The organism is Methanoculleus methanifontis (assembly GCF_030464365.1).
In the GTDB taxonomy this organism is placed as follows: Archaea; Halobacteriota; Methanomicrobia; order Methanomicrobiales; family Methanoculleaceae; genus Methanoculleus; species Methanoculleus methanifontis.
The window spans coordinates 64,418-86,703 of sequence record NZ_VCYI01000001.1 but is presented as its reverse complement, the minus strand read 5'-3'; the positions used below and the strand labels follow the sequence as shown (position 1 = coordinate 86,703).

20 protein-coding genes and 2 tRNA genes are annotated in these 22,286 nt (G+C 61.5%); 12 read left to right on the top strand and 10 right to left on the bottom strand.

Annotated features, from left to right (window positions below):
- Nucleotides 1-4: 4 nt before the first annotated feature.
- The 3 genes from FGW20_RS00470 to nudC all read left to right on the top strand — a co-directional run bounded on the left by FGW20_RS00470 (nt 5) and on the right by nudC (nt 1,910).
- A complete protein-coding gene (locus tag FGW20_RS00470; RefSeq protein WP_301676143.1) occupies nt 5-394 on the top strand; it encodes a DUF473 domain-containing protein in 390 nt (129 codons plus the stop codon).
- A gap of 343 nt (nt 395-737) precedes the next feature.
- Nucleotides 738-812, top strand: a tRNA-Arg gene (locus FGW20_RS00465).
- Between the two features lie 255 nt (nt 813-1,067).
- Nucleotides 1,068-1,910 carry an NAD(+) diphosphatase gene (gene nudC, locus FGW20_RS00460; protein ID WP_301676142.1) on the top strand — a complete coding sequence of 281 codons (843 nt, stop codon included), beginning with the start codon at nt 1,068-1,070 and terminating at the stop codon, nt 1,908-1,910.
- Nucleotides 1,911-2,030: 120 nt separating this feature from the next.
- On the opposite strand, the gene metG is transcribed toward nudC, so the two are convergent.
- A complete protein-coding gene (gene metG, locus FGW20_RS00455) occupies nt 2,031-4,025 on the bottom strand; it encodes a methionine--tRNA ligase (protein ID WP_301676141.1) in 1,995 nt (664 codons plus the stop codon).
- Nucleotides 4,026-4,067: 42 nt separating this feature from the next.
- On the opposite strand from metG, the gene FGW20_RS00450 reads away from it, so the two are divergent.
- Nucleotides 4,068-4,856 carry a hypothetical protein gene (locus tag FGW20_RS00450; RefSeq protein WP_301676140.1) on the top strand — a complete coding sequence of 263 codons (789 nt, stop codon included), beginning with the start codon at nt 4,068-4,070 and terminating at the stop codon, nt 4,854-4,856.
- Here the strand turns inward: FGW20_RS00450 and FGW20_RS00445 are convergent.
- Complete coding sequence (locus tag FGW20_RS00445; RefSeq protein ID WP_301676139.1) at nt 4,843-5,817, bottom strand: DHH family phosphoesterase; 975 nt, start codon at nt 5,815-5,817, stop codon at nt 4,843-4,845. The two genes, FGW20_RS00450 and FGW20_RS00445, sit on opposite strands and share 14 nt — an antisense overlap.
- A gap of 138 nt (nt 5,818-5,955) precedes the next feature.
- Here FGW20_RS00445 and FGW20_RS00440 point away from each other — a divergent pair.
- Both FGW20_RS00440 and FGW20_RS00435 read left to right on the top strand, forming a co-directional pair.
- Nucleotides 5,956-6,029, top strand: a tRNA-Phe gene (locus FGW20_RS00440).
- A 40-nt stretch (nt 6,030-6,069) separates the two neighbouring features.
- Entirely contained in the window at nt 6,070-6,732 is a 663-nt protein-coding gene (locus tag FGW20_RS00435) for a phosphoribosylanthranilate isomerase (protein WP_301676138.1), read from the top strand.
- A gap of 8 nt (nt 6,733-6,740) precedes the next feature.
- Here FGW20_RS00435 and FGW20_RS00430 read toward each other — a convergent pair whose 3' ends face one another.
- From FGW20_RS00430 to FGW20_RS00420, 3 genes are all read right to left on the bottom strand, one after another.
- The gene (locus FGW20_RS00430; protein ID WP_301676137.1) at nt 6,741-6,941 is read right to left on the bottom strand and encodes a hypothetical protein; all 201 of its coding nucleotides are present in this window, start codon (nt 6,939-6,941) and stop codon (nt 6,741-6,743) included.
- Between the two features lie 541 nt (nt 6,942-7,482).
- Nucleotides 7,483-7,656, bottom strand: coding sequence for a 4Fe-4S binding protein (locus FGW20_RS00425; RefSeq protein WP_048111827.1), 174 nt, complete (start codon nt 7,654-7,656; stop codon nt 7,483-7,485).
- A gap of 75 nt (nt 7,657-7,731) precedes the next feature.
- Nucleotides 7,732-7,971 carry a DUF5320 domain-containing protein gene (locus FGW20_RS00420; RefSeq protein WP_082223031.1) on the bottom strand — a complete coding sequence of 80 codons (240 nt, stop codon included), beginning with the start codon at nt 7,969-7,971 and terminating at the stop codon, nt 7,732-7,734.
- A gap of 221 nt (nt 7,972-8,192) precedes the next feature.
- Here FGW20_RS00420 and FGW20_RS00415 point away from each other — a divergent pair, with 221 nt between their 5' ends.
- Nucleotides 8,193-10,595 (top strand): PAS domain S-box protein, encoded by a 2,403-nt coding sequence (locus tag FGW20_RS00415; protein ID WP_301676136.1) that lies wholly within the window; start codon nt 8,193-8,195, stop codon nt 10,593-10,595.
- A gap of 438 nt (nt 10,596-11,033) precedes the next feature.
- Here the strand turns inward: FGW20_RS00415 and FGW20_RS00410 are convergent, their stop codons facing one another.
- On the bottom strand, nt 11,034-12,293 hold the full coding sequence (locus FGW20_RS00410; protein WP_301676135.1) for a hypothetical protein: 1,260 nt from the start codon (nt 12,291-12,293) through the stop codon (nt 11,034-11,036).
- A gap of 376 nt (nt 12,294-12,669) precedes the next feature.
- Here FGW20_RS00410 and FGW20_RS00405 point away from each other — a divergent pair, with 376 nt between their 5' ends.
- Nucleotides 12,670-13,167 (top strand): Hsp20/alpha crystallin family protein, encoded by a 498-nt coding sequence (locus FGW20_RS00405; protein ID WP_301676134.1) that lies wholly within the window; start codon nt 12,670-12,672, stop codon nt 13,165-13,167.
- A gap of 21 nt (nt 13,168-13,188) precedes the next feature.
- On the opposite strand, the gene FGW20_RS00400 is transcribed toward FGW20_RS00405, so the two are convergent.
- The 3 genes from FGW20_RS00400 to FGW20_RS00390 form a co-directional block, all read right to left on the bottom strand.
- Entirely contained in the window at nt 13,189-14,463 is a 1,275-nt protein-coding gene (locus tag FGW20_RS00400) for a glycosyltransferase (protein WP_301676133.1), read from the bottom strand.
- A 156-nt stretch (nt 14,464-14,619) separates the two neighbouring features.
- Nucleotides 14,620-15,027: a response regulator gene (locus FGW20_RS00395; RefSeq protein WP_301676132.1), complete on the bottom strand. Its 408-nt coding sequence runs from the start codon at nt 15,025-15,027 to the stop codon at nt 14,620-14,622.
- An 18-nt stretch (nt 15,028-15,045) separates the two neighbouring features.
- A complete protein-coding gene (locus FGW20_RS00390) occupies nt 15,046-16,734 on the bottom strand; it encodes a PAS domain-containing sensor histidine kinase (protein ID WP_301676131.1) in 1,689 nt (562 codons plus the stop codon).
- Nucleotides 16,735-17,059: 325 nt separating this feature from the next.
- Between FGW20_RS00390 and FGW20_RS00385 the strand changes: the two genes are divergently transcribed.
- Nucleotides 17,060-17,740: a 2,5-diamino-6-(ribosylamino)-4(3H)-pyrimidinone 5'-phosphate reductase gene (locus tag FGW20_RS00385; RefSeq protein ID WP_301676130.1), complete on the top strand. Its 681-nt coding sequence runs from the start codon at nt 17,060-17,062 to the stop codon at nt 17,738-17,740.
- Nucleotides 17,741-17,808: 68 nt separating this feature from the next.
- On the opposite strand, the gene FGW20_RS00380 is transcribed toward FGW20_RS00385, so the two are convergent.
- Nucleotides 17,809-18,249 carry a hypothetical protein gene (locus tag FGW20_RS00380; protein ID WP_301676129.1) on the bottom strand — a complete coding sequence of 147 codons (441 nt, stop codon included), beginning with the start codon at nt 18,247-18,249 and terminating at the stop codon, nt 17,809-17,811.
- Nucleotides 18,250-18,529: 280 nt separating this feature from the next.
- Here FGW20_RS00380 and FGW20_RS00375 point away from each other — a divergent pair, with 280 nt between their 5' ends.
- The 3 genes from FGW20_RS00375 (at nt 18,530) to FGW20_RS00365 (ending at nt 22,215) form a co-directional block, all read left to right on the top strand.
- On the top strand, nt 18,530-20,119 hold the full coding sequence (locus FGW20_RS00375) for an FMN-binding glutamate synthase family protein (RefSeq protein WP_301676128.1): 1,590 nt from the start codon (nt 18,530-18,532) through the stop codon (nt 20,117-20,119).
- Between the two features lie 162 nt (nt 20,120-20,281).
- Nucleotides 20,282-21,415, top strand: coding sequence for an NAD-dependent epimerase/dehydratase family protein (locus tag FGW20_RS00370; RefSeq protein WP_301676127.1), 1,134 nt, complete (start codon nt 20,282-20,284; stop codon nt 21,413-21,415).
- A gap of 53 nt (nt 21,416-21,468) precedes the next feature.
- Nucleotides 21,469-22,215 carry an MJ1433 family protein gene (locus tag FGW20_RS00365; protein WP_301676126.1) on the top strand — a complete coding sequence of 249 codons (747 nt, stop codon included), beginning with the start codon at nt 21,469-21,471 and terminating at the stop codon, nt 22,213-22,215.
- The last annotated feature ends 71 nt before the right edge of the window (nt 22,216-22,286 follow it).

The window sequence follows — 22,286 nt, the reverse complement described above, 5'->3', positions numbered from 1 at the left end:
GACTATGAAGTATGCAGCGTTAACCGGAATTTCGCCGTCGGTCATTGCCGAACTCAAGAGCGGCAAGGCCCGCACTCTCGAGCTGAACAGCGCCCACAACATCATCACGCTGACCGAGACCGCTCCCGGCGAGTGCATCTTCGTGACGTCGGTCAACGAGGAAGACCTCTCGCCCGGTGATCCGGGGATCATGGTCGATCTCCTCGCCCTCAACATCAGCATGAGGCGGATCGAGGTCGCCAACCCGTTCTTCTTCGAGGAGCGGGAACGGATGGCCGCCCGGATCAAGGTTCAGTTCCGGGGGATGACCATCGCCCGCGACGTGGAGGGGCGGAAGTGGGGAGACCCGACCAAGGTCGAGATCATCCGGTCGGCGTGTTACCGCGCCGGATGATGCGCTCTCTTTTTTCGTGCGACGTTCCGACAAGGAACGGATCAGGAGCACCGGAGATGTGAAGAGACACTGGCAGCACCCGGACACCAGACTTCGCGTCCTTCGCGGCTCGAAGCCTACGGCTTCTCACGCTCCCGTCCTGTGGACAGTCGCGGCTCGCACCTACGGTGCTCCAACTCCGCTTCTGACGAAGCGTCGTTCTTCGCGTGAGTTAGCGGGTACAGATAACAATATGACCTCACGCGAAGTGCGCGAAGCCGCGAAGTGCGAAGGGCCGGAGCATGGGCGCCTTCCTCAAAGGGTTAATAACCCCATGCGACCAAAATGTATAGGAATACCACAGGGGTCTGTGGCTTAGCCAGGACATAGCGCCGGGCTTCTAACCCGGATGCCGAGGGTTCGAATCCCTCCAGGCCCGTCCGTTTTTAACAGGTATAATCGCCCCCATCGCTTGTTTCCAGGCATAGAAAGCCAGGGGGACTTCGGCACCTCATCGGGGTCAGGGTAAGGGATACCCGACATCACCCGGCCGGATGCCCCGTGGGTCAAAGGTGTATCGACGCGTCACCATACGCTGTATAGCGAGCGAAAAGAGCGGGAATACTTTCTGTAACGGATAGATCCGTGCCGGCAATCGGGAGATATTTCAGGGTTGCACACTGAGATAATACGTATGGAGCACCGTCCGTTCTACGCAGTCCGCCCCCTCCTCCCCGTCTACCCGGAACCGGAGGGGACGGCGCCTGCACGGAAACGCTGGATCCTGGTCCAGGGCAGTTCCGTATTCTTCACGAGCAAACCGGCACCCGGCACTGTTCTCATGCCGGACTCCCTCCCCGCCGGTCTCACGTCCGGTGCGCCGGTGTACCTCGGCACCCGCAACGACATCGTCTACTACGCGGCCGAGGTCGCTGCCGGAGCCGCGCCGCCGACCGGCTGGCAGCCGTCACCGGTCAGAGAACTCTTCGGAACGGTTCCGGACGACGACCTGGCCGTTGCCTCCTATGCCGTGCGGATCCTCGACTTCGACCGGTCGACCGTCTTCTGCGGCAGGTGCGGTGCCAGAACCCGCCCGGTCACGACCGAGCGGGCACGGATCTGCACGGCCTGCGACCACATCATCTACCCACGGATCTCCCCCGCCGTCATCGTGCTGATCAAGAAGGGAGAGGAGGTCCTGCTCGCCCGTTCTCCCCACTTCCCATCTGGGCTCTTCTCGGTCATCGCCGGCTTCAACGAGCCCGGTGAGAATCTTGAACAGACCGTCCACCGCGAAGTCGGCGAGGAGGTCGCGATTACGGTGCGTAACCTCCGCTACTTCGGAAGCGAGCCCTGGCCGTTCCCCGACTCGCTCATGATCGGCTTTGTCGCAGACCATGCCGGAGGGGAGATCCGGATCGACAACCAGGAGATCGAAGCCGCCGGCTGGTTTACCCGCGATGCCCTGCCTCTCGTTCCACCGGTGGAGAGCATCTCGCGGGCGCTGATCGAGGCCTGGATCCGGCGGGAGATCTAAGAATTTCGTAGTATGACCGGGACAGTAAGTGGACAGCCAGGTGTGAAACCCAGTAACAGAGTAGACCGTCATCTATAACCAGTCGCTCAAGAAAAAACAGGATTGACCGGGTCGTCCCGGTCAGCGGACCTTTGTCCCCGGCTTGACCGGGCGGAGAGGAACAAGGAGAGAGGCCTCGTCGCCAGCGGCGAGGATCATCCCCCTGCTCTCGACACCGAAGATCTTTGCGGGAGCCAGGTTCGCGATCAGCGCCACGTCTTTGCCCACCAGTTCGTCGGGGGCGTAGAACTGCGCGATCCCGCTGACCACCTGGCGCTTCTCGCTTCCAAGGTTGACGATGAGTTTGTAGAGTTTCTTCGAGCCCTTGATCGGTTCGGCCGAGACGACCGTTGCGATCCGGATATCGAGGTTCGCAAACTCATCGATCGAGACGGTGGGCATCTTCGGTGCGGCCGCCTCCTTCGCCTGCTCCACCCGCTCGTTAAGGGTCGCCTCGAGGGCGGCGACCTGGTCTTTCTCGACCTTCGTAAAGAGCGTGGCGGGTTTTGCAAGCGGTCGTGCCCCCACCGGCTCCGTGCCCTCGCCTATGGGATGGTCTGCGATATTATCCTCGTAGCCGAGCATCGTCCAGGCCCGCTGCATCGCGTCAGGCATCAGCGGCTCGAAGACGAGGACGAGCGCTTTCACGATCTGGAGGCAGTCGGCGATCACCTGCTCTGCCGCGGCCCGGTCTTCCTTGATCAGCTTCCAGGGCGCGTTGTTCTGGATGTAGCCGTTCCCGTATGACGCGAGCGTCATCATCGCATCGACGGCGTTCTTGAAGTCGTAGTCGCGCATCAGACCGTCGATAGCGGCAAGCGACCGCTCGATCTCTTCGACGACCTCCGGCCGCGGGGCAAGGTCGGGCACGCCGGAAAACTCCTTCTCGGCGAAGTACATCGTCCGGTAGACGAAGTTCCCGAGCGTCCCGACGATCTCGTTGTTCACCCGCTCGGCGTAGACCTTCCAGGAGAAGTCGAGCTCCTTCGTGTGGTTCGTGTAGGAGAGGAGGTAGTAGCGGAGATAGTCCGCCGGGAGGCCCTGGTCCAGATAGTCGTCGTTCGTCCAGACGACGTAGCCGCGGGACTTCGAGAACTTCCTCCCCTCGATCGTGACCATGCCGCTCGCGACCACCGCGTGCGGGAGGCCGTAGCCCGCACCTTTGAGGAGCGCCGGCCAGAAGATGCAGTGGTGGTAGATGATATCCCCGCCGATGAAGTGCGTGACGCGGGTATCGTCGCCGCACCAGTAGTCCTTCCAGTCGGCGCCGGCAGCCTCTGCCCACTCCTTCGTGAACGAGATGTAGCCGATGGGCGCGTCGACCCAGACGTAGACGACGAGATCGTCGCGTCCGGGGAACTTGACGCCCCAGTCCAGCGTCCGGGTGATGCACCAGTCGTGCAGGAGTTCTTTCACCCACCCGAGAGCGTAGTTGCGGGCGGTGGACGTGCCCTGGAGGTTCGGGAGGTACTCAAGGAGGAACTCGCGGAACGCCGAGAGCTTGAAGAAGTAATGTTCCTGCTCCCGGTACTCAGCCTTCCCGCCGCAGACCTTGCAGACCGCGTCCTTGATCTCGCCCGGCTCAAGGTGCTGCCCGCACCCCTGGTCGCACTCGTCGCCCCGGGCGACCGCCCCGCAGTGCGGGCAGATCCCCTCCACGTACCGGTCGGGGAGGAACCGCTCGCAGTCCGGGCAGTAACTCTGGCTGATGGTCTCTGCGTAGACGTAGCCGTTCTCGATGAGCCGCTGCACGATCGAGCGGGTGGTCTCGTGGTTCATGGCGTCGTCGGTCATCCCGAACCGGTCGAAGACGACGTCCATCCGCCGGAACGTCTCGTAGAAGTGCTCGTGATACTGCTCCGAGAGGGCGCGGGGTGTCGAGCCCTCTTGCTCGGCGCTGATCACGATCGGCGTTCCGTGGTTATCGGAACCGCATACAAAGACGACCTTCTCCCCGGACCGGCGCATATACCGGACATAAAAATCCGCCGGCACGTAGGTCCGCAGGTGCCCGATATGGCAGGGACCGTTCGTGTACGGGAGCCCGCACGTTACCAGCAACGGCTTACCACTCATCCTTATTTACTCTGGTTGCGATGCTAATAAAGATACCAGCGCATGGCACGACGGATTACAATACCAGTGAGGTCGTTCGGTTCCGAGGTCGGGATACCTGCGGTTCCGGAACTCGCAGAATGGTTGAAGGAGAAGAGAGGGGTGGAAGCGGATCTCACCACCTACCGGCTCGAGCGGTCGCTCGACGCCCAGGAGGGCGTGGCGGTGCCAGCCGCCGGCGGCGTCTTCTACGGCGAGCGGTTGAGCGGGGCATTCCTCGGCATGGAGAACGGGGTGCTCGTCGGCGAACCGGGGATCGAACCGGCCGCCGTGACCGAGGACGCCCGGTTCATCAGAACGAAGTGTAAAGATGCGTGGACCGCGCTCCCCACCCCCCACATGCTCGGGTTCCGCGACGCCTGCATGGGGGACGAGGAAGAGTTCTCCGAGACGATAGCGGACCTGTATGCTCGCCTTGCGCGGGAGATGCGGGACGCAGGCGTGCAGGGCCACGTTCTGATCGCAGATGAAGCGGATGCGATCGAACTCGAGATGCTAGCGGGCAGAAAAGTCCTCTTCTTCCCGAGAAACCCGGAGACATTCGACCTGGAACTCCTGCTCGAATACCAGGACACCCTCGTCCTCCCGGCGGCCGCGCTCGGCCGGGCGTTTGACCTGATGGAGCGGTTCCGTGTCCGAAAGCTGATCCTCCTCGACGCGGAGGGAACGGATCTTGCGGCGGCGGCGGCCGAACTCGCCGATCCGGATCTGTTCGAGGCGGGCGGCTACTGCAAGGAGTCCTGCCCGGACTACTGGAAGAGCCTCGTCGACCGGGCGTTCATTTCTCGATAGACGCGGCCTTCTCCGCCAGGCGGCGGTAGTGACGGTTCCTCTTGATGAGCCAGAAGAGGAGCCGGTCGACGAGGTTGAAGGAGAACGTCCCCCCGGCCGCGTGGGGATGGCCGCCGCCGGAGAACTCCCGGGCGATGATATGGCTGACGGGGGGGACGGAGCGGATGGATATGCGGCCGTTAGAGGAGACGATCACCTCGATATCGGTGCCGAGTTCTTCACGGATGGCGTGAGCGGTCTCGCTCGGGTAGCCGTAGAGGGGAGCGAACGCGATCCGGTAGCGATCGCTCTCGATGATCGTGGTGTGCCGGATGCTCTTTTTGATGTCCCGCTCCATCTCGCGGACGATCTCGTCGTACTCGCTCTCAACCTTTGCATCGACGATCGTTCCCCCGACAAGGTTGTCGCGGACGTACTCCCGCCAGCCCTTCCGCATCACCACCTGGCCGAGCATCTTCGACCGGGGATCCTGGTGTTTCCAGAGGTCGTAGTCGCAGACGACCCGCGCGACCTCTTCGGCCACCGGGTCGCCGGGAGCGAGGTCGCGGGCGACGATCCCGGTCGCGCAGGTGGAAACGTCGACGTGGAGGAGGCTCGTCTTCTTCTCGACGGCACGGATCTCCTCGTCCTTCCAGCGATGATGGTCGCGCCACTCGATCCGCCACCCGTTGGAGCGCGCCTTCGCCAGCCGCTGCTCGACACCCTGCTGGTAGCCGAGATCCGATATGCTGAGGAGGTCGCCCCGGCCGGGAGAACCGGCGACGGCGTCGAAGAGGGAGAGGAATTTGCCGACCGAAGACCAGACGGTGAAGACCTCCCCATAGGTTCTCCGGTGAACGGCATCGCTCCCGACGGCGTCGAGGTCGTTGTGCGTGAGGTGCACGACGCTCGCTGTCCTCCCGGAGAGAGCCTGCATGAGGTTTCCGCCCCTGGTATCCGGCTTTCGATCGCTTGCGCCCATTGTTCTTTATATCGGCGTACAACGTGATAAACAGGCGGTTATGGGTCGGCTCCCACCCCGCCGTCCCGGTGCCGGCGGGTTTGTGTCCCGGTAAACAGAGTATTTATTAAGAACGACCGACAACATTGTAAGGCAGAAGCCCCTGTAGCTCAGACTGGGAGAGCGCCAGACTGAAGATCTGGTTGTCCCCGGTTCAAATCCGGGCGGGGGCACTTCGAGCAACTTTTCTGATGTCGTTGTGAAGTGGTCCCCATGCGTGTAAAATTCTGCGGAACGGCCAGCCTTGCGGATATGCGGTGCGCAATCGACGCGGGCTGCGACGCCGTGGGGTTCATCATGGGCGTGACCCACAAGAGCAGCGACTTCGTAACTCCGGCAGAAGCTGCGAGAATGATACGCCGTCTCCCGCCGTTCATCGAACCGGTCGCGGTCACCCACCTGCAGGAGACAAAAGACCTCATCGAGTTAGTAAAAGAGTCGCGTTGCACGACGCTGCAGGTTCAGAACACCGTCGAACCCACCGAACTGGATACCGTCCGCGACGCTCTCCCGTACGTAACGATCGTGAAAGCCGTTCACGTGACGGACGCATCGGCCGCCGCGGCGGCAAAACGCTACGAGCCATACGCCGACGCACTCCTCCTCGACACCAGGACCCGCGAGAAACTCGGGGGAACGGGGATCCCTCACGACTGGAACATCAGCGCAACAATCGTCGCAAACTCGCCAATCCCCGTCATACTTGCAGGAGGGCTTACGCCGGAGAATGTCGGAGCTGCAATACAGAAAGTCCGCCCCTACGGGGTCGACGTGCATACCGGCGTCAGGAAAGACGGTGTCCGCAACCCTGAGCGAACGCTTGCTTTTGCCCGCGAAGCGAGAAACGCCCTGCCGAACGCCGGGAACGAAAGGTAGATCCCCTCTCAACCGCCGGCATCGAGGGCGGGAAGTGCCTGAACCGGCAGGACGGCTTCGATCTTCTCGTGCGAGAGATCATCATGATGGGGAAAGAGCGGGGCCACGAACTTTTCAGCCGCGACAACATGGTTCTCCGGGCTATCCCGGCAGGCAACGTCCAGAACACCAACACCTGCCTTTTCGCTCGCCGCAACAAGAACATACATATACTTACGAACATATGAGTCATAATAGCGGGTGAGAGCACGCCCGCAAGGAGATGAATCATGCCAGGATTTGACGGTACAGGACCAAGAGGGCAGGGGCCGCTGACCGGCGGCGGGTTCGGTTATTGCAACCCCGCCGCACGGAGACAGTGGCCGCCCGTGTGGGGGCCCGTTGGGGGTTATCGCGTTCCGTACTCACCCTACCCGGGACCGGTCTACGGTCTCGGCCGCGGGGGGCTGCCACGCGGTGGCGGCCGTGGCCGCGGCTTCGGCGGGGGACGGGGCCGCGGTTGGCGGTGCTGGTAGCCACGGGCCGGCAGGGGGAACCCTGTCTGCACGCATCACCGGGATCCTCGCCGTGCTAACGGCACCAAACCCCTTCTTTCCCTACTCTTCCACTCATGCTCCATAACCCGGGACGGATCACCCGTACCCGGGTTTGAGTAACCGTGTTTGACCGCAACTGACCCTGCAGGTATAGCAGTCTGCGTAGAATCGCTTAAAAAAGGTTTTTCACCGGCTGGACCCTGCCCGGCCGGCACTACTCAAGACGTATGGCGCCTGACGGGCACTCGTCGACACAGGTTCCACAGTCGATGCAGAGCCCGGCGTCGATCTTTGCCTTCGCGTCTTCCATCCGGATTGCTCCGGCCGGGCAGGCATCCACACAGGTTTCGCACCCGGTGCAGAGTTCCGGATCGATAATTGCTGCCATGCTTACTGTACTCCGGCAGGCTCCGCGAGGGGCGGCCGGATGGCAATCCAGCCCGCACCAGCTCGCATCAGGCGTTCACCACCGGCGCCCGCGTCCGCCGCCGAAGCCGCGGCCACGACCGCACCCGTACGGGATTCCGCCTCGCCCAAGGCCGTAAACAGGCTGCTGCTGGGCCGGAGCCTGCTGGGTGGTCTCGTTCGTTTCTCCGGCAGGGCTGCCTTCTGCCGGCGGCTGCGGCGGCAGGACACACCGGCCCATGCGCCGCCCGGTCATCGGCCCCATACCCTGGGGCCCGGTACCATCAAATCCTGGCATTGCTGTTCACCTCTGTTGTAACATATTACTCATATGCGCGAAAAGATATAAAGGTACCTATCTGCGCAGGGTATGCCCGATATGAACAGACCGTAAAATCTTCATGCACAACCGGAGATATCGGCCTCTCCAGGACTGGCTCCTTCCGGAATACCCCATGCCAAAGTTTACTGTCGATCAGGTTCCACCTCCAATAGAAACGCAAAACGGCCGAACCCACCATGTCTTTCACACCTGCATCCGATGAAGTGCTCAACCCACACGCCACCCTCGACGAACTCGAAGACGGCGTGCTCCTGCTCGACGCCGACAGGAGAGTGATACGGGTCAACCGGATCTTTCAAAGCCTTCTATCGCTGCCGGACAACAGGGATCTCACCGGGGCGGACGGGATGGCGCTCGTCCGCACCCACCTCGCACCGCTCATCGCCGATCAGGAGACAGCCTGGCGGCTGATCGCGGCGATCCGGGAAAGGAAGATTATCTCCGGGCTGGAATGCCAGATTGCTCCCGACAGGTGGGCGGCATGCTCGGTCCGGGTTCCGGGCAACGGCGCGGTGCTCCTCCTCGTCAGCGACATCACCGCGAGGAAGGAGAGCGAGGAGAACTACCACCGTCTCGAGCAGGAGCGAAACCGCTACCGGGAACTCTTCGAACTCGCCCCCGACGGCTACTTCATCTGCGACCCGCAAGGGATGATCCTCGACGTGAACCGGGCGGGAGCCCTCCTCCTCGCAAAAGACCGGCAAACCCTGATCGGGACGGCCGGCGCCGATCACATCGCCCCCGGGGACAGGAAGGCCTGCCGTGACCTCGTCGCGCAGTTCGAGAGCGGAGCCCCCGGCCCCCTGCGGGGGATCGAGGTCCGGGTACAGCCGGCGACCGGAGAGCCCGTCCCCGTCTCCCTCTCGGCCACGGCCGTCCGTGACGACCGGGGCGGCCTTACAGAGATCCGGTGGCTCACCCAGGACATCACCAAAAGAGTTCAGGTGGATGCGGAGCGGGAGCAGTTGCTCGCCGAGAACCAGTCGCTCGCTGCCGACCTCGCGGAAGAACGCGACCTCCTCCGGACGATCATGGAGTACACCGACGTCCACCTTGCGTACCTCAATCCTGGGTTCCGGTTCGTTCGCGTGAATACGGCCTACGCAGAAGGTTCGGGGTACGCGAAGGAGGAACTTCTCAGGCAGGGGCACTTCGACCTCTTCCCGAACCTGGAGAACCAGACGATCTTTGAGCGGGTTCGGGATACCGGCGAGCCGTTCCGGATACACGCAAAACCGTTCGCGTACGTTGACCAGCCCGAACGCGGGACGACCTACTGGGACTGGAGTCTCGTGCCGGTGAAGGATGCAAAGGGAAACGTCCAGGGGCTGGTCCTCTCGCTTGCCGACGTCACGGAACGGATACGCTCAGGGAAAGAGATTCTTATCAGGAACAGGAGGCTCGCCGTCCTGAACGCGGTCATCACCGCCTCGGCATCCGCATTCACCCTGGACGAACTGCTCGAAAACACGCTCGATGCGGCACTCGACAACCTCGGGTTCGATCTCGGGTTGATCTACATGCTGGAGGGAAGGGAGCGGGTGCAGGCCGGCATCCGGTGCCACCGCGGGGTCTCCGCGTTCGCCCTGATGCAGAACGGGAGGCTCAACGTCCGGCACTGGCCCTACAACCGGGTCTTCGTCGCGGGGCAACCATGGTTCGTTGAGGGGGCGGAAGACGCGCCCGGCCGGGACCTGGATCTTCTCGCGGACTTCGGCGTCGCTTCCCTGGCCTTCATTCCGCTCGCCGCCGAATCCTCCGTCGTCGGGGCGTTCGTGCTCGGGAGCACCACCACACCGGAGATCCCGCAGGAAACCCGGCGGGTTCTCGAAGCGATCGGCCGTGAGGTCGGGAGCGGGGTTCTCCGTGGGATACTCCACTCACGGCTCGAGGCGGCGCACCGGGAGGCGAACCTCTACCTCGACATCCTCACCCACGACATCAAAAACGCCGACAACGTCACGAACATCTACGCCGAACTGCTCGACGAAGCACTCTCCGGGAAGGAGCGGGAATACCTGAAGAGACTCCGCGCCGGTATCAGAAAGAGCATCGATATCACGGCAAACGTCACCACGATCCGCAAGATCCGCGAGAGCCGGGCGGCGCTCCACCCGGTCGACCTGGACGGGGTTATCCGCAAGGAGATCGCTCACCATCCAGACGCTCGCATCACCTACGAGGGGCTGCGGGTGATAGTCCTCGCAGACGACCTCCTCCCCGAGATCTTCACGAACCTCATCGGCAACGCCGAGAAGCATGGCGGGCCGGGCGTCGAGATAGAGATCGTCGTCGAAGACGCTGAAGATGACGGGCTCGTCCTCGTCACCGTCGCCGACACCGGCCCGGGGGTTCCGGAAGAGGCGAAGAAAGCCATATTTTCCCGGTTCGAGCAGGGGAAGGCCCGGGAGAGCGGCCAGGGCCTCGGCCTCTCGATCTGCCGGATGCTTGTTGTCCGCTACGGCAGCAGAATCTGGGTCGAAGACCGGGTGCCGGGCCGTTCCGATGATGGGGCGGTGTTCCGGTTCACGCTCAGGGAGGCCACGGATAACGGCGAGCTACCGGCACCAGATATGTAGCGGGTGGTGCATAAGATCCTACGGGCCATCGCAAGTTGTGTGAGGCAAACAGGGCAGAGACAACAGTATACTCTTCCGCGGAAGAGGTAAGCCGCACAGCAGCCCGAAGGTTCGGGCCGTCAAGCAAAAAAGGGCCCTGTTGAAATGCTTTCCACAACCCCTGGATAACACTCGGTTGCCGATAGAGGCGGGTGATGTGGGTCTCACGCGAAGTGCGAGCGCAGCGAGCTTGAGCACCGTAGGTGCGAGCCGCGACTGTCCACAGGACGGGAGCGTGAGAAGCCGTAGGCTTCGAGCCGCGAAGCCGCGAAGGGAGACAGTCAATACCCATCCAGACTTCGCGTTCTTCGCGCCTTCGCGTGCGTCGGTGAGACATGGATTATCCGGAGATAATTCATCCTCCGGGAGAGGGTTTCAACAAAACCCAAAAAAGGGACCTTATCGGGCAGGCACCGCTGCCATACCCTTCTCGACCCGGCGGGCCATCTCCTGCTTGACCTTCTTGATGTTCTGCGCCTGGTCGCGCTCTGCAAGGCCCGGGCCCGCTTTGGAGACGACCTCCTCGCTCGGAACACCCTTTGCGTTCATGACGCGCAGGTAGCCGAAACTTGCCCAGTCGTCCGGGAGATCCCGCATCCGCACGAACTCCATGTTGTTCGGCGCAAGATCGAGCTGGTTGTCGATGACGCTGTTGACGTAGTCCTTGTTCTCCTCGAAGACGACCAGGGGCTCGATGACGTCGGCCTTCACGAGGTCCATGACATCACGGCCCTCATACTGCTTGATGAGCCGTGCGCACTCGTTGAAGTGCGCGATCTCCATCTTCATGAACTTCTCCCAGATCCCCTTGATCCTCGGGTCGCTCTCGGTCTGTGCGCATGAGTAGTAGAGGTAGGCCTCGTTGAGCTCAATCATCGCCATCTTCTCGAGCATCGTCTCGTTCGGGTCGCCGAGCAGGCCGTACTGGGTGACGTGCTGCTCCTCGATCTCCGCGATCTCGGCATACAGTTGCCGTGCAATCTCATCGGGATACATGAACCCGTGCGCCCGGTAGTAGAGCATCGTCTGCTGCTCTCCGGCGGTGATCGTGATGTAGTTCATCTTCGTCTTGATGTCGGCCGTCTCCTTGTCGTAGTGCTTGCGCATCGAGTCGAAGGGGTGGCGGTGCTCGATACTCGTCGGCCTGCCGGGTTTCACCTCGGTCTTGCCCTGGACGATCGAGTCGGGGTCGCCGCCCTCGATGTAGTCGTAGAGGCAGCTGTAGCGGTAGAGGTGATCGAAGTCCTCGAGCAGGGCAAAGTCCAGCGTCTGCTTCACGTAGGGATCCGGCTCGTTCTGCGCCAGGTTCGCAGTGAGGTCGACCGCCACCTGCTCGTAGCCGAGCGTGGTCTCGACGATCGACTGGTCCGCCGGGTTGAGCCAGTTGACTGTCTCCTGCTGCTGGGAGTCGATCCGCCGCATCAGGGCCATCGACTTCTTCACCTCGGGATCGGGGTGCATCCGCTCGATCGCGTGCGACATCAGAACAGCGTTGTTCTCGATCCCGTTCATGAGGATGATCCGGGTCCGGGTGTAGGCGTCGACCGCCTTTTTGTCATACGGGGCCGGAACCATATCCTTCCAGTTCATGGGCTGCTCTTCTATAGGCATCCCTTCCATCTCGAATGGTTTGAATTGCGCCATCTCGTCTTCCTCCATAACCCCCCGCCGAACCCGTCGGCACGGGCATCTCCGGTATTACGGCAGCACGGGCGGTGAATCTTGCAGTCCCCCGCGCCCCGGAAAACCAGGGGTTGCTCCCCATACCGGTCACGCCACAAAAACCTAACGGCCGGCAAACGACGGCACGAAGAACGTCTTCCGAAGTCGTATCAATGGCCACCCTGACGACGGCCAGGGATTATCCGCCCCGGGCCGCCGGGAAGACCGCAACGTATGCATCACTGAAGGTGCTGCTGCAAGTCAGGGCGACCCCGGCACCCGGGTACAAACTGTTAAGTATGCAGGTTCAAGAGGGGAACGACGGATGGCGACCGGCCATCCGACGGCAACCTGACTGCAGGAGGCAAGCACCATGACAGGGAGAGAAGACGACCTTTCCGGCCCCGGGCGGCGGCAGGAGGGGGATCAGGGAACGAGCAACCAGGACAGCGGATCCGACAGAACCCATGGAGGCGGGAAGAAAGGCGGGCTGCCGCCGGTCTCACGCGCCGGCAGCCGCGATTTCCCCGGCCTCACCGCAGACTTCCGGGTCGACATCCTCGAACACGGCGACAAGGTGATCGTCGTTGCGGAACTGCCCGGCGCTGACAAGAACGAGATCCAGATCAACCTGCCAACCCCCCAGACCCTGCGAATTACGGCGAGGCGCCCCGGGCCGGTCGAGGAAAAACCGGGAACATACTACATCCACGAACGCGGAGACGGCACCCTGAGCCGGATGATACGCCTGCCCGCGAGCGTGGTAGAAGACGGTGCCGAGACCGGATTCAAGAACGGTGTTCTCGAATTACGCCTGAAGAAGATGGGGAAGCCGGGCGGGCCCGGCGGCAAAAAGATCCCCATCGAATGACGGGACTGGAGGAGGCAACCATCAGTGCCGGGCCGCACACCCGGCCATCCGGGTCGTCACCACCTGCGGGTGGTAGCAGATGACGCTGTCCCGGGCGGTGATCCTGCCGTTCTTCACCTGATCGATGACGGTGAGGTGATCCTGCACGCCCCGGGTGAGGAGATAGTACTCCCGCACGAACTCCTTGCCCCGTGCCCCCATCTCGCGGGCCGTCTCCGGGTGCCGGAGGAGATGGAGGATCCGGTCGGCGGTCTCCTGGACCGTCGAGACCAGGTAGCCGTTCCAGCCGTCACGGATCTGGAGCGGTATGCCGCCGACGCTCCCGGCGACGACCGGCTTCTCCTTCCAGAGCCCTTCGGTCACCGTCAACCCGAACCCCTCTTTTATGGACTTCTGGACGATCACATCAGACGCCCGCTGGAGCGCGTTGATCTCGCGGTGACTGTCCGGGGGGAGATCGAGGATATGGATATCGGGATCGTCCTCGGCCGTCTCGCGGACCTCGCGCAGGACGATGAAGCATTCCGGGTCGTCGCACGCCCGCCCGCCGACGAGGACGAGCTGGCAGGGCATCTTCCGCCGGACGTTCTTGAACGCCTGGATGACGCCGACCGGATCCTTGAAGACATCGTACCGGGAGACCTGGGTGACGATCGGCTTCTCCGGGTCGATACCGAATTTGGCGAGGGTTGCGTCGATCTCGGATACGGGGAGATCGCGGTTCTTCTCGGATAGCGGGTCGATGAACGGCGGGATGATGAAACTCGGCACGTTCCAGAGAGGAAGGTACTGGAAACTGGAGAACACCCCGGCGTGATACTTCTCGACCAGCCTCCGTAAGACGTTGCCGATGCTCCCGACGGCCGTGGTGGGTACCGTCTCCAGCTGGACATGACACCGCCAGAGCAGTCTCTTCCGCTCGAGTTCCCGGTTCGTCAGGAATTCGACAAGGCCGAGCGGCTGGGGGTCGTGGATGGTCACGACGTCGGCATCATCCTCGATCAGCCCTTCGTTCTGCCGCTGAGCCTCCCAGTAGGTCTCGATCATCTCCGGCGAGAACCCGCCCTCCCGGCCCTGGAGGAAGTTGTGGAGCGTCTTTGTCACGTCGAAGAACGGCTGTTCGGCTTCCATGACGCTCCAGGTTGTCTCGAGGCCGAGCGCGTTGAGGAACGGCACGTACGAGATCAGGATCTCCGAGACGCCGCCTCCATAACGAGTCGAGTTGATCTCCTGGAGACTGACGCCGGAGAGGCGTCCGGCGAGTTCCTCGATCGCCGAAAACTGTTTCGTGCCCACGATACGCTGATATTCCCTGAGGGAAGGATATCCGGGGAGATCCGTAACGATCATGAGAGGAACACTACCGGGTAATACGCACCTGGCCGATAAAATGCCTTTCGGTGGAAGGCAGGCTAACCCGGGGGGATGCCGCGGGATGTGTGTGAAAAGAGGTCACCCGCTCTTGATCTGCAGGGTACGGCGGGTGTCGTCCACGCGAGAAGAGGCGTCTTGGGGAAGGGCCCTCTCCAGGGCGGCCTTCAACTCGGCAAGAGAGATAGGCTTTTCCAGGACACCGACGATATCTTCCGCGTATCTCGAGTACTCTTCCGGCCAGACGTGTTTTGCGGTGAACAGCAAGACCGGGATATCCTTGTATTCGTCATTCCGTTTTAGTTCTTCCAGGAACTGCCATCCGTCTATGGGAGACATCATCACATCGAGAATGATAAGCGCGGGTTTCTCTTTCTTGATTGCCCGCAGGGCATCCCATCCATTATGAACCAGGAGTGGTTCACGGTTGATCTTCTTGAGCAGCAGCTCCATTACTTCCAGCGTCGGCAGATCGTCATCGACGACCATGATCTTGTTTCCCAAAACTCATACCTCCCTTGGTATTCTGATAGTGAAGGTGCTTCCTTCGCCCACTTCACTCTTCACCGTTATATCCCCTCCATGCAACTGGACATACTTGTTCGCGATCGTGAGCCCAAGGCCGGTGCTGCCGTCTTTGCGATCCTGGTTGACGTCTCCGACGTGGAGCGGCTCAAAGATCGATTCGATATTATCCTCGGGGATACCGATGCCATTATCACACACCATAATATAATGGTTCGCATTTGATCTCGCATACCGGATCCATACGTTCTCTGGCGGTTCATTATACTTAACGGCATTCGCTACCAGCCCTGCCACTGCCATGGAAAGCCTGTCGGGATCTCCCGGGATACGGACGTTATCAGGTATTTCGTTACAAATCCGGGCACTTCGTTCGTATCCGCCTTCCGAGACGGTGGTTTCGATGAGTTCGCGGAGCGGTATATCCTGAACGGTCAGATCGACGTAGTCCATCGTGAGCAGGCTGAGCTCGACCACCCTCTCCACCACTGCCTGTTCCTGGTCGGCGCACTCGAGGCAGGTCTTGAGGATCTTCTCCGCTTCCTTCGTGGAGCCGTAATAACCGGGGTCTTCGACGACCATCCGGAGGTAGCCGACAAGCGGCTGCAACGGGGTGCGTAATTCATGGGCCAGCCGGGTGACGAGCCCCTTCCACTGTTCAACCTCCCAGGAGAGCTGTCTGCACGCGAGCCTCTGCCGCCGCACCTCGCTGGTGTCCCGTGCCGACCCCACGACGCCCGTGAACGCACCGTCAACCCCGTTGTACGGGGCGATTGTAACAGAGAAGGTATACCGGACACCTCCAATCTCCAGGTCGAGATCATAACTGGCGCTCTTCTGCTCTTCGATCACCTTCTGGATCAGTTCTATGTTCTGCGCGGCAAGGTTGGGGGGCAGGAAGGCGTCCGCGCCTTTTCCAACGATATCTTCGGGAGAGAACCCGTACTCGGACGCACGAACCCAGGAGAAATGCAGGATGCAGCCCGCGGCATCCTGCATGAAGAAGATATCGTTTGTCTGCCGGATGAGTTCCATCAGCCGCCCGTTCGACCGGATGAGTTCGTTGTTCTCGCCGAGAAGCCTGCCGGTGTCCACAACCGTGCATTCGAAAAGGTTCTCGGGGGAGAGTGCCCTGCAGGAGAGAAGAACTCTTCTCGCGTCGCCGTTATTCGCGTAAAAGACCATTTCCGCGTTTCCGACGTAGCCTTCCCGCTTCATCTCCTCGATGAACCATGCCTTGCCGGTTTCGTCCGCCCAGAACATCTCTGCCGGGATGCCGACAAACTCCCGGGGCGCGTAACCGAACATATCGGCACATTTTCCGCTGGCGCAGACAACACGGAGCGTCTCAGGGTCGCAGAGGAACCTTGCGTCCCGGGTTTCCTCGACGATCCGCCGGCACCGGGAGGCGGCCAGGTGAGCATCCTGCGAAAAGAGGGTGGTGGCCCCGAAGACCCAGAAGAAGATCATCGTGTGCAGCCCCGTCATCACGGGATCGACGGCAAAGCCGAGTGCCGAGAGGTGCACCCGGATGATCGCGAACCCGGCAACAAGGAGCGCGGTCGCCCTGAATGCCTGCCGGGGGAACCAGAGAGCGGCGAGGAGTATCGGGATGCAGTAGGTCAGGGGGCAGAACAACTGGGCGCTCACCGGCGTAGCCGCCGTGAGCATGAGCGACACCGCTGACAATGATACCACCACAATCATCTTGACGATATCCGTCGCGGTAAAACAGTCCTGTCGAAAACACCTCAAGCGGCTCCGGTTCAGGGGCATAGGCAATAAAGAGAGTACTCCGAGAAGGATATATAAGCAATTCGGAATTTTCCGGCAGATAACCAGTAGCATTTCAGAAAAATAAGTATTATTACGTGACCTTTTGCCGGCCAGACACCGATTATTTATCAATCCATGGCAGAGGGCGCCAGGAACGTCAGCCGGTTCAATGTCGCCGGAAAAGGGAGCATATATGAAGATCGGCATGCAACCCTAATTTATGCGCCCGTTTGTCTTCGTCAACGCCGCTATGAGCGCTGACGGGAAGATTTCGACGAGAGAGCGGCGGCAGGTGAGGATCTCGGGTAACGAGGATTACCTGCGGGTCGACCGGATCAAGGCGGAGAGCGATGCCATCATGGTCGGTATCGGCACCGTGCTCGCTGACAACCCGTCCCTCACCGTCAAGTCTCCGGAACTCCGGGAACGGCGGAGAGCGGCCGGAAAGGACGAGAACCCCATCCGTATCGTGGTGGACGGCAGGGGGAGGACGCCCCCCGATGCGGACATCCTTCACAAGGGAAGCGGAAAGCGTATCGTTGCTGTTTCAGAGAAGGCGCCCCAGAAAGCCGTGGAGGAACTGCGGCACCACGCCACCGTCGTCGTCGCCGGCGAAGAGACTGTCGATCTTTCCGCCCTGCTCGAAGAACTCCACCGGCAGGGTGTCCGGCGCCTGATGGTCGAGGGTGGGGGGACGCTGATATGGACACTTTTCGAGCAGGGGCTCGTCGACGAACTCCAGGTGTTCGTCGGCAACATTGTCATCGGCGGAAAGGATGCTCCCACACCCGCTGACGGTGCCGGGCTTCTCCGGGAGGAGGACTTTCCCCGGCTGCGGCTCATCGAGGCCGTCCGGCTCGACGACGGCCTGCTCGTGCGGTGGGAAGTGGAGACGACGTGAGGCGGGATGCCCCCCGTCAATAGTTATTGTTCAAAACCGGCTGGCCGATCGGAAAAAGTTTGTTCGGATCAGGGTACTTTCACGATCTGGTCTTTGATCTTGAACGTGCCTCCCGTGACGAAGGATACAGTTATCTCAACCCGATTCTCGCCTTTGGCATTATGGATGATGATTTCTTCGCCCCGGATCGGCTGCAGAGTATCGGTGATGACTTCCCCGGTCGACTTGGTCACGCGCACGTCGATATTCGTTACGTAGTCCTGCCCTTTACCGCCGCTGAACGCGATGTACAGGTCGTTTGTGATCCGTGAAGGGTATCCACCCGTAAGCTGGAACTCAACCTCCTTTCCCGGCGGCGCCGTCTCCGTCGGGCCGGGCGTAAGCGAAACCGGCGTCGCTGTGGGCGCGGGGGTCTCAGCGATTGTCGCCGTCTCTCTCGGCGTGGTGGGGTCGGCGGGCTCGCCGGAGCCGGTGCAGGCGGCAGAGAGCGAAAATGCAAGCAGGAGCACAATCAGAGCGGATAGCAACCTGAAGTTCATAAAGGATTCATGTACATCAAGGTATTTCACCCTTTCGTCACGATCGCGGCATACCCTGAATGCGACAGCATAAATAGCCCTCGATACTGCCGATCAGCAGCGCGAACCGGGGGATCCCACCGGGCCGGAACAGAAACAGAACGCAGGACAACGAGATTTCGACGAGGTTTCGGAACAGTGGGTCCGCGACAACGAAAGATTTATACCTGCTGGAAGGAACTTTCTATCCATACTTGAGAAGGTGCAACCGATGAATCTGCGAAGACCAAACGCTAACGATGCGACGGGAACCACAAACCGCTCCCGGGACGTCGTGCCGATGTCCGGCATCTGTAGCCGGTGCGTCGATGGGTGCAAAGGATCCTGCGAGATCTGGCTCTCTTCCTTCCGGGGCAGGGAGGTGCTCTACCCCGGCCCGTTCGGCGAGATCACGGCCGGCGCAGACAAAGACTACCCGATCGACTACTCGCACCTGAACATCCAGGGCTACGCCCGGGGCGCAAAAGGGCTGCCGGAAGGCGTCGAAGCCAACCCCGACACCGCCGTATTCCAGGACGTCGATACCCGAACAGAATACGGCTGGGACGTCAAAGTGCCGATGCGGGTGCCGATATTCACCGGGGCGCTCGGGTCGACCGAGATCGCCCGGGAGAACTGGGAGCACTTCGCCATCGGAGCGGCAATATCCGGCATCACGCTCGTCTGCGGGGAGAACGTCTGCGGCGTCGACCCGGGACTGGTGCTCGATCACGACGGCAAAGTCGCCGAATCACCCGAGATGGATCGCCGGATCGAGTCCTACAGGGCGTTCAAGGACCGGTATGGCGAACTCCTGGTGCAGTTGAACGTGGAGGACACGCGGCTTGGAACCGCCGAGTACGTCTCCTCGAAGCACAACCTGGAGACGATCGAGCTGAAGTGGGGCCAGGGCGCAAAGTGCATCGGCGGCGAGATCAAGGTCGGCAGCCTCGACCGGGCGAACCAGCTCAAAGACCGCGGGTACATCGTCCTCCCCGACCCGGGGGTTCATGAGGTCCGGGCGGCCTTCAAGGACGGCGCCGTAAAGGAGTTCGAGCGGCACTCCCGTCTCGGCTTCGTCACCCGGGAAGAATTCCTCGACGAGGTCGACCGGCTCCGCGATATCGGATTCAAGCGCGTCACCCTCAAGACCGGCGCCTACTCGGCCGTCGAACTTGCGATGGCCATCCGTTACGGCGCCGAGGCGAAGATCGACCTCCTCACCATCGACGGTGCGCCCGGAGGTACGGGGATGAGCCCCTGGCCGATGATGAACGAGTGGGGCATTCCGACATTCTACATCGAGTCGCTTGCCTACCAGTTCGCCGAGAGGCTTCGGCAGCGGAGCATCCGGGTCCCGGACATCGCCATCGCCGGCGGGTTCGCGGACGAGGCCAACGTCTTCAAGGGGATCGCCATGGGAAGCCCCTACGTCAAGGCAGTCTGCATGGGCCGCGCTCTGATGATCCCCGGCATGGTCGGGAAGAACATCGCAAAGTGGCTTGAGACCGGCGAGATCCCCAGGACTGTCTCCAAGTACGGCAGCACTGTTGAGGAGATCTTTGTCTGCTACGAGGAACTCAAAGAGAGATACCCCGGCCGGATAGGCGAGATCCCGCTCGGAGCAATCGGGATCTACACCTACGCCCAGAAGTTCAGAACGGGGCTCCAGCAGATCATGGCCGGAAGTCGGAACTTCAGCCTCAAGACGGTCAGCCGGAGCGACCTGATGGCCCTGACCGAGGAGGCGGAAGCGGTCTCGGGCATCCCGTACGTGATGCGGGCTTACCGCGACGCTGCCGAGGCGATCCTCGACTCATAAGAACGTATCGAGAGACGAACAACCCCCCCGCCGGCCGCACACCATCGGGGAGGTAAAACAACCTCGGAAGATACAAATACCCCAAATAAACATTTTTTATTAATATTTTGCAACCACGATAATATTTAATGCGAAGAGTGCATCAGGGATGCCTGATACACCATGCATACGGATACCAGTCCGACCGTTCTCATCACCGGGGGAGCGGGATTCATCGGGTCGCACCTCGCGACGGAACTGTTGCAGCACGGCTACCAGGTTCGTATCCTCGATAACCTGATGCCACAGGTGCACGGCGCGGAGCGACGGCGGCCCGACCACCTCGACCAGCGAGCGGAGGTTCTTGTCGGGGATATCCGGGACTCGCATCAGCTCGAGGAGGCTCTCGACGGAGTTGACGCCGTCATTCATCTGGCGGCGGTCATCGGTGAACGATCGAGCATGTACCGGCTCGAAAAGTACATGAGCATCAACACCGCCGGAACCGCCGTTCTCCTCGAAGCGCTGCTCGATCATCCAATCGAGCGACTCATCGTAGCCTCAAGCAGCGCCGTCTACGGGGAAGGCCTGTACTGCTCGTACAACGGCACCGTCTACCCGAAGGTTCGGCGTTCCCCGAAAGAGACGGCACGGGGCGGGTGGGAGCCCCGGAGCCCGGACGGAGAGGTGATCTACCCCCTCCCGACACCGGAGACGAAGGAGGTTTCACCGCTCTCGGTCTATGCCATCTCCAAGTACGACCAGGAAGAGATGTGCCGGCTGATCGGGGATACATACGGCATCCCGACGACCATTCTCCGGTTATTTCCCGTCTACGGCCCTCACCAGGGGTATGCAAACCCGTATTCCGGCATGCTGGCCGATTACGCGTCCCGCCTGCTCCAGGGAATTCCCATACACCTCTTCGAGGACGGTTACCAGCAGCGTGATTTCGTGAGCGTCTACGACGCGGTGCGTGCCTTCCGCCTGGCCCTCGAATCGCCCGATGCTGCCGGCGTGACGTTCAACATCGCAAGCGGCCGTCCCTGCACGTTCAAAACCGCCGCCGACCATCTTGCAACGATAACCGGGCGGCAGGATCTCGCCCCGGAGATCATGGGCACCACCCGGATCGGCGACATCCGCCACTGTTTCGCAGACATCGGCCGTGCACGGGAGGTTCTCGGCTACGAACCGGAGGTTACCCTCGAGGCCGGCCTGCTCGACCTGGTCGCCTGGGTTCAGGCCGAGATCGCGGCGCGACAGAAGGTTCCTGTACCCATCAAGGCGCTCGGATCGTCACGCCTGCGGGTCTGAAGGGTACCCGGTTCCCAACCTTTATTTCTCCGCCGGAAGTACGTGATCGTATCATGCGCATCAGTCTCCGGACGTGGGAAGTAAGGCTCGGGATTGTTCTCGTTGCTTCATCGGCCGTCATTTACGGAGTGAAACACCTCCTGCTCGGCGACGCCGAGAACACCTATCAGTATATCTTCAACGCTCTCGGGTTCCTCCCGATAAACGTCCTCCTGGTCACCCTCATCTTAAACCAGCTCCTGAGCGTCCGGGCAAAGCGCGAGAGGCTGGACAAACTGAACATGGTCATCGGCACCTTCTTCTCGGAGGTCGGCACCGAGCTCCTCACCATCCTCTCTGACCGCGACCCGAGCCTCCCGGAGATCCGGCACGACCTCGTCATAACAAACGCCTGGACACCTGAGAGGTTCTCCGAGGTACGCAGCCGCCTCCGGCACCACACCTGCCGGGTCACCGTCGGTGCCGCCGACCTGCAGGAACTCTGCCGGTACCTCAAGGAGCAGCGGGGATTCCTCCTCCGCCTGCTCGAGAACCCTGTCCTCCTGGAGCACGAGTCGTTCACCGACCTTCTCCGAGCAGTCTTCCACCTGACCGAGGAACTCGAACGGCGGCGGGACTTCGCCGGGCTCCCGGCAAGCGACGTCGAGCACCTCGCGGGGGACGTCGAACGGGTTTACGGGCGGCTCATCGGAGAATGGCTCGCCTACATGGAGTACCTCCAGAGAAACTACCCGTACCTCTTCTCGCTTGCGATGCGGAGCAATCCCTTCGACGAGACGGCGTCCCCGGTGGTACGGTGAGGGGTTCGGGCAAGACTGTAGCGTAATCTATCCGCTACTTTGACTCACGCGAAGTGCGAGCGTAGCGAGCT

Bases quoted from the DNA above. Each gene is read 5' to 3' on its own strand.
- FGW20_RS00375 (WP_301676128.1), top strand. From the start codon at position 18,530: ATGAATCTGCGAAGACCAAACGCTAACGATGCGACGGGAACCACAAAC.
- FGW20_RS00405 (WP_301676134.1), top strand. From the start codon at position 12,670: ATGACAGGGAGAGAAGACGACCTTTCCGGCCCCGGGCGGCGGCAGGAG.
- FGW20_RS00425 (WP_048111827.1), bottom strand. From the start codon at position 7,656: ATGGCAGCAATTATCGATCCGGAACTCTGCACCGGGTGCGAAACCTGT.
- FGW20_RS00365 (WP_301676126.1), top strand. From the start codon at position 21,469: ATGCGCATCAGTCTCCGGACGTGGGAAGTAAGGCTCGGGATTGTTCTC.
- FGW20_RS00420 (WP_082223031.1), bottom strand. From the start codon at position 7,971: ATGCCAGGATTTGATGGTACCGGGCCCCAGGGTATGGGGCCGATGACC.
- FGW20_RS00385 (WP_301676130.1), top strand. From the start codon at position 17,060: ATGCGCCCGTTTGTCTTCGTCAACGCCGCTATGAGCGCTGACGGGAAG.
- FGW20_RS00390 (WP_301676131.1), bottom strand. From the start codon at position 16,734: ATGCTCACGGCGGCTACGCCGGTGAGCGCCCAGTTGTTCTGCCCCCTG.
- FGW20_RS00450 (WP_301676140.1), top strand. From the start codon at position 4,068: ATGGCACGACGGATTACAATACCAGTGAGGTCGTTCGGTTCCGAGGTC.
- FGW20_RS00415 (WP_301676136.1), top strand. From the start codon at position 8,193: ATGTCTTTCACACCTGCATCCGATGAAGTGCTCAACCCACACGCCACC.
- FGW20_RS00430 (WP_301676137.1), bottom strand. From the start codon at position 6,941: ATGTATGTTCTTGTTGCGGCGAGCGAAAAGGCAGGTGTTGGTGTTCTG.
- FGW20_RS00445 (WP_301676139.1), bottom strand. From the start codon at position 5,817: ATGGGCGCAAGCGATCGAAAGCCGGATACCAGGGGCGGAAACCTCATG.
- metG (WP_301676141.1), bottom strand. From the start codon at position 4,025: ATGAGTGGTAAGCCGTTGCTGGTAACGTGCGGGCTCCCGTACACGAAC.
- FGW20_RS00410 (WP_301676135.1), bottom strand. From the start codon at position 12,293: ATGGAGGAAGACGAGATGGCGCAATTCAAACCATTCGAGATGGAAGGG.
- FGW20_RS00435 (WP_301676138.1), top strand. From the start codon at position 6,070: ATGCGTGTAAAATTCTGCGGAACGGCCAGCCTTGCGGATATGCGGTGC.
- FGW20_RS00370 (WP_301676127.1), top strand. From the start codon at position 20,282: ATGCATACGGATACCAGTCCGACCGTTCTCATCACCGGGGGAGCGGGA.
- nudC (WP_301676142.1), top strand. From the start codon at position 1,068: ATGGAGCACCGTCCGTTCTACGCAGTCCGCCCCCTCCTCCCCGTCTAC.
- FGW20_RS00395 (WP_301676132.1), bottom strand. From the start codon at position 15,027: ATGGTCGTCGATGACGATCTGCCGACGCTGGAAGTAATGGAGCTGCTG.
- FGW20_RS00470 (WP_301676143.1), top strand. From the start codon at position 5: ATGAAGTATGCAGCGTTAACCGGAATTTCGCCGTCGGTCATTGCCGAA.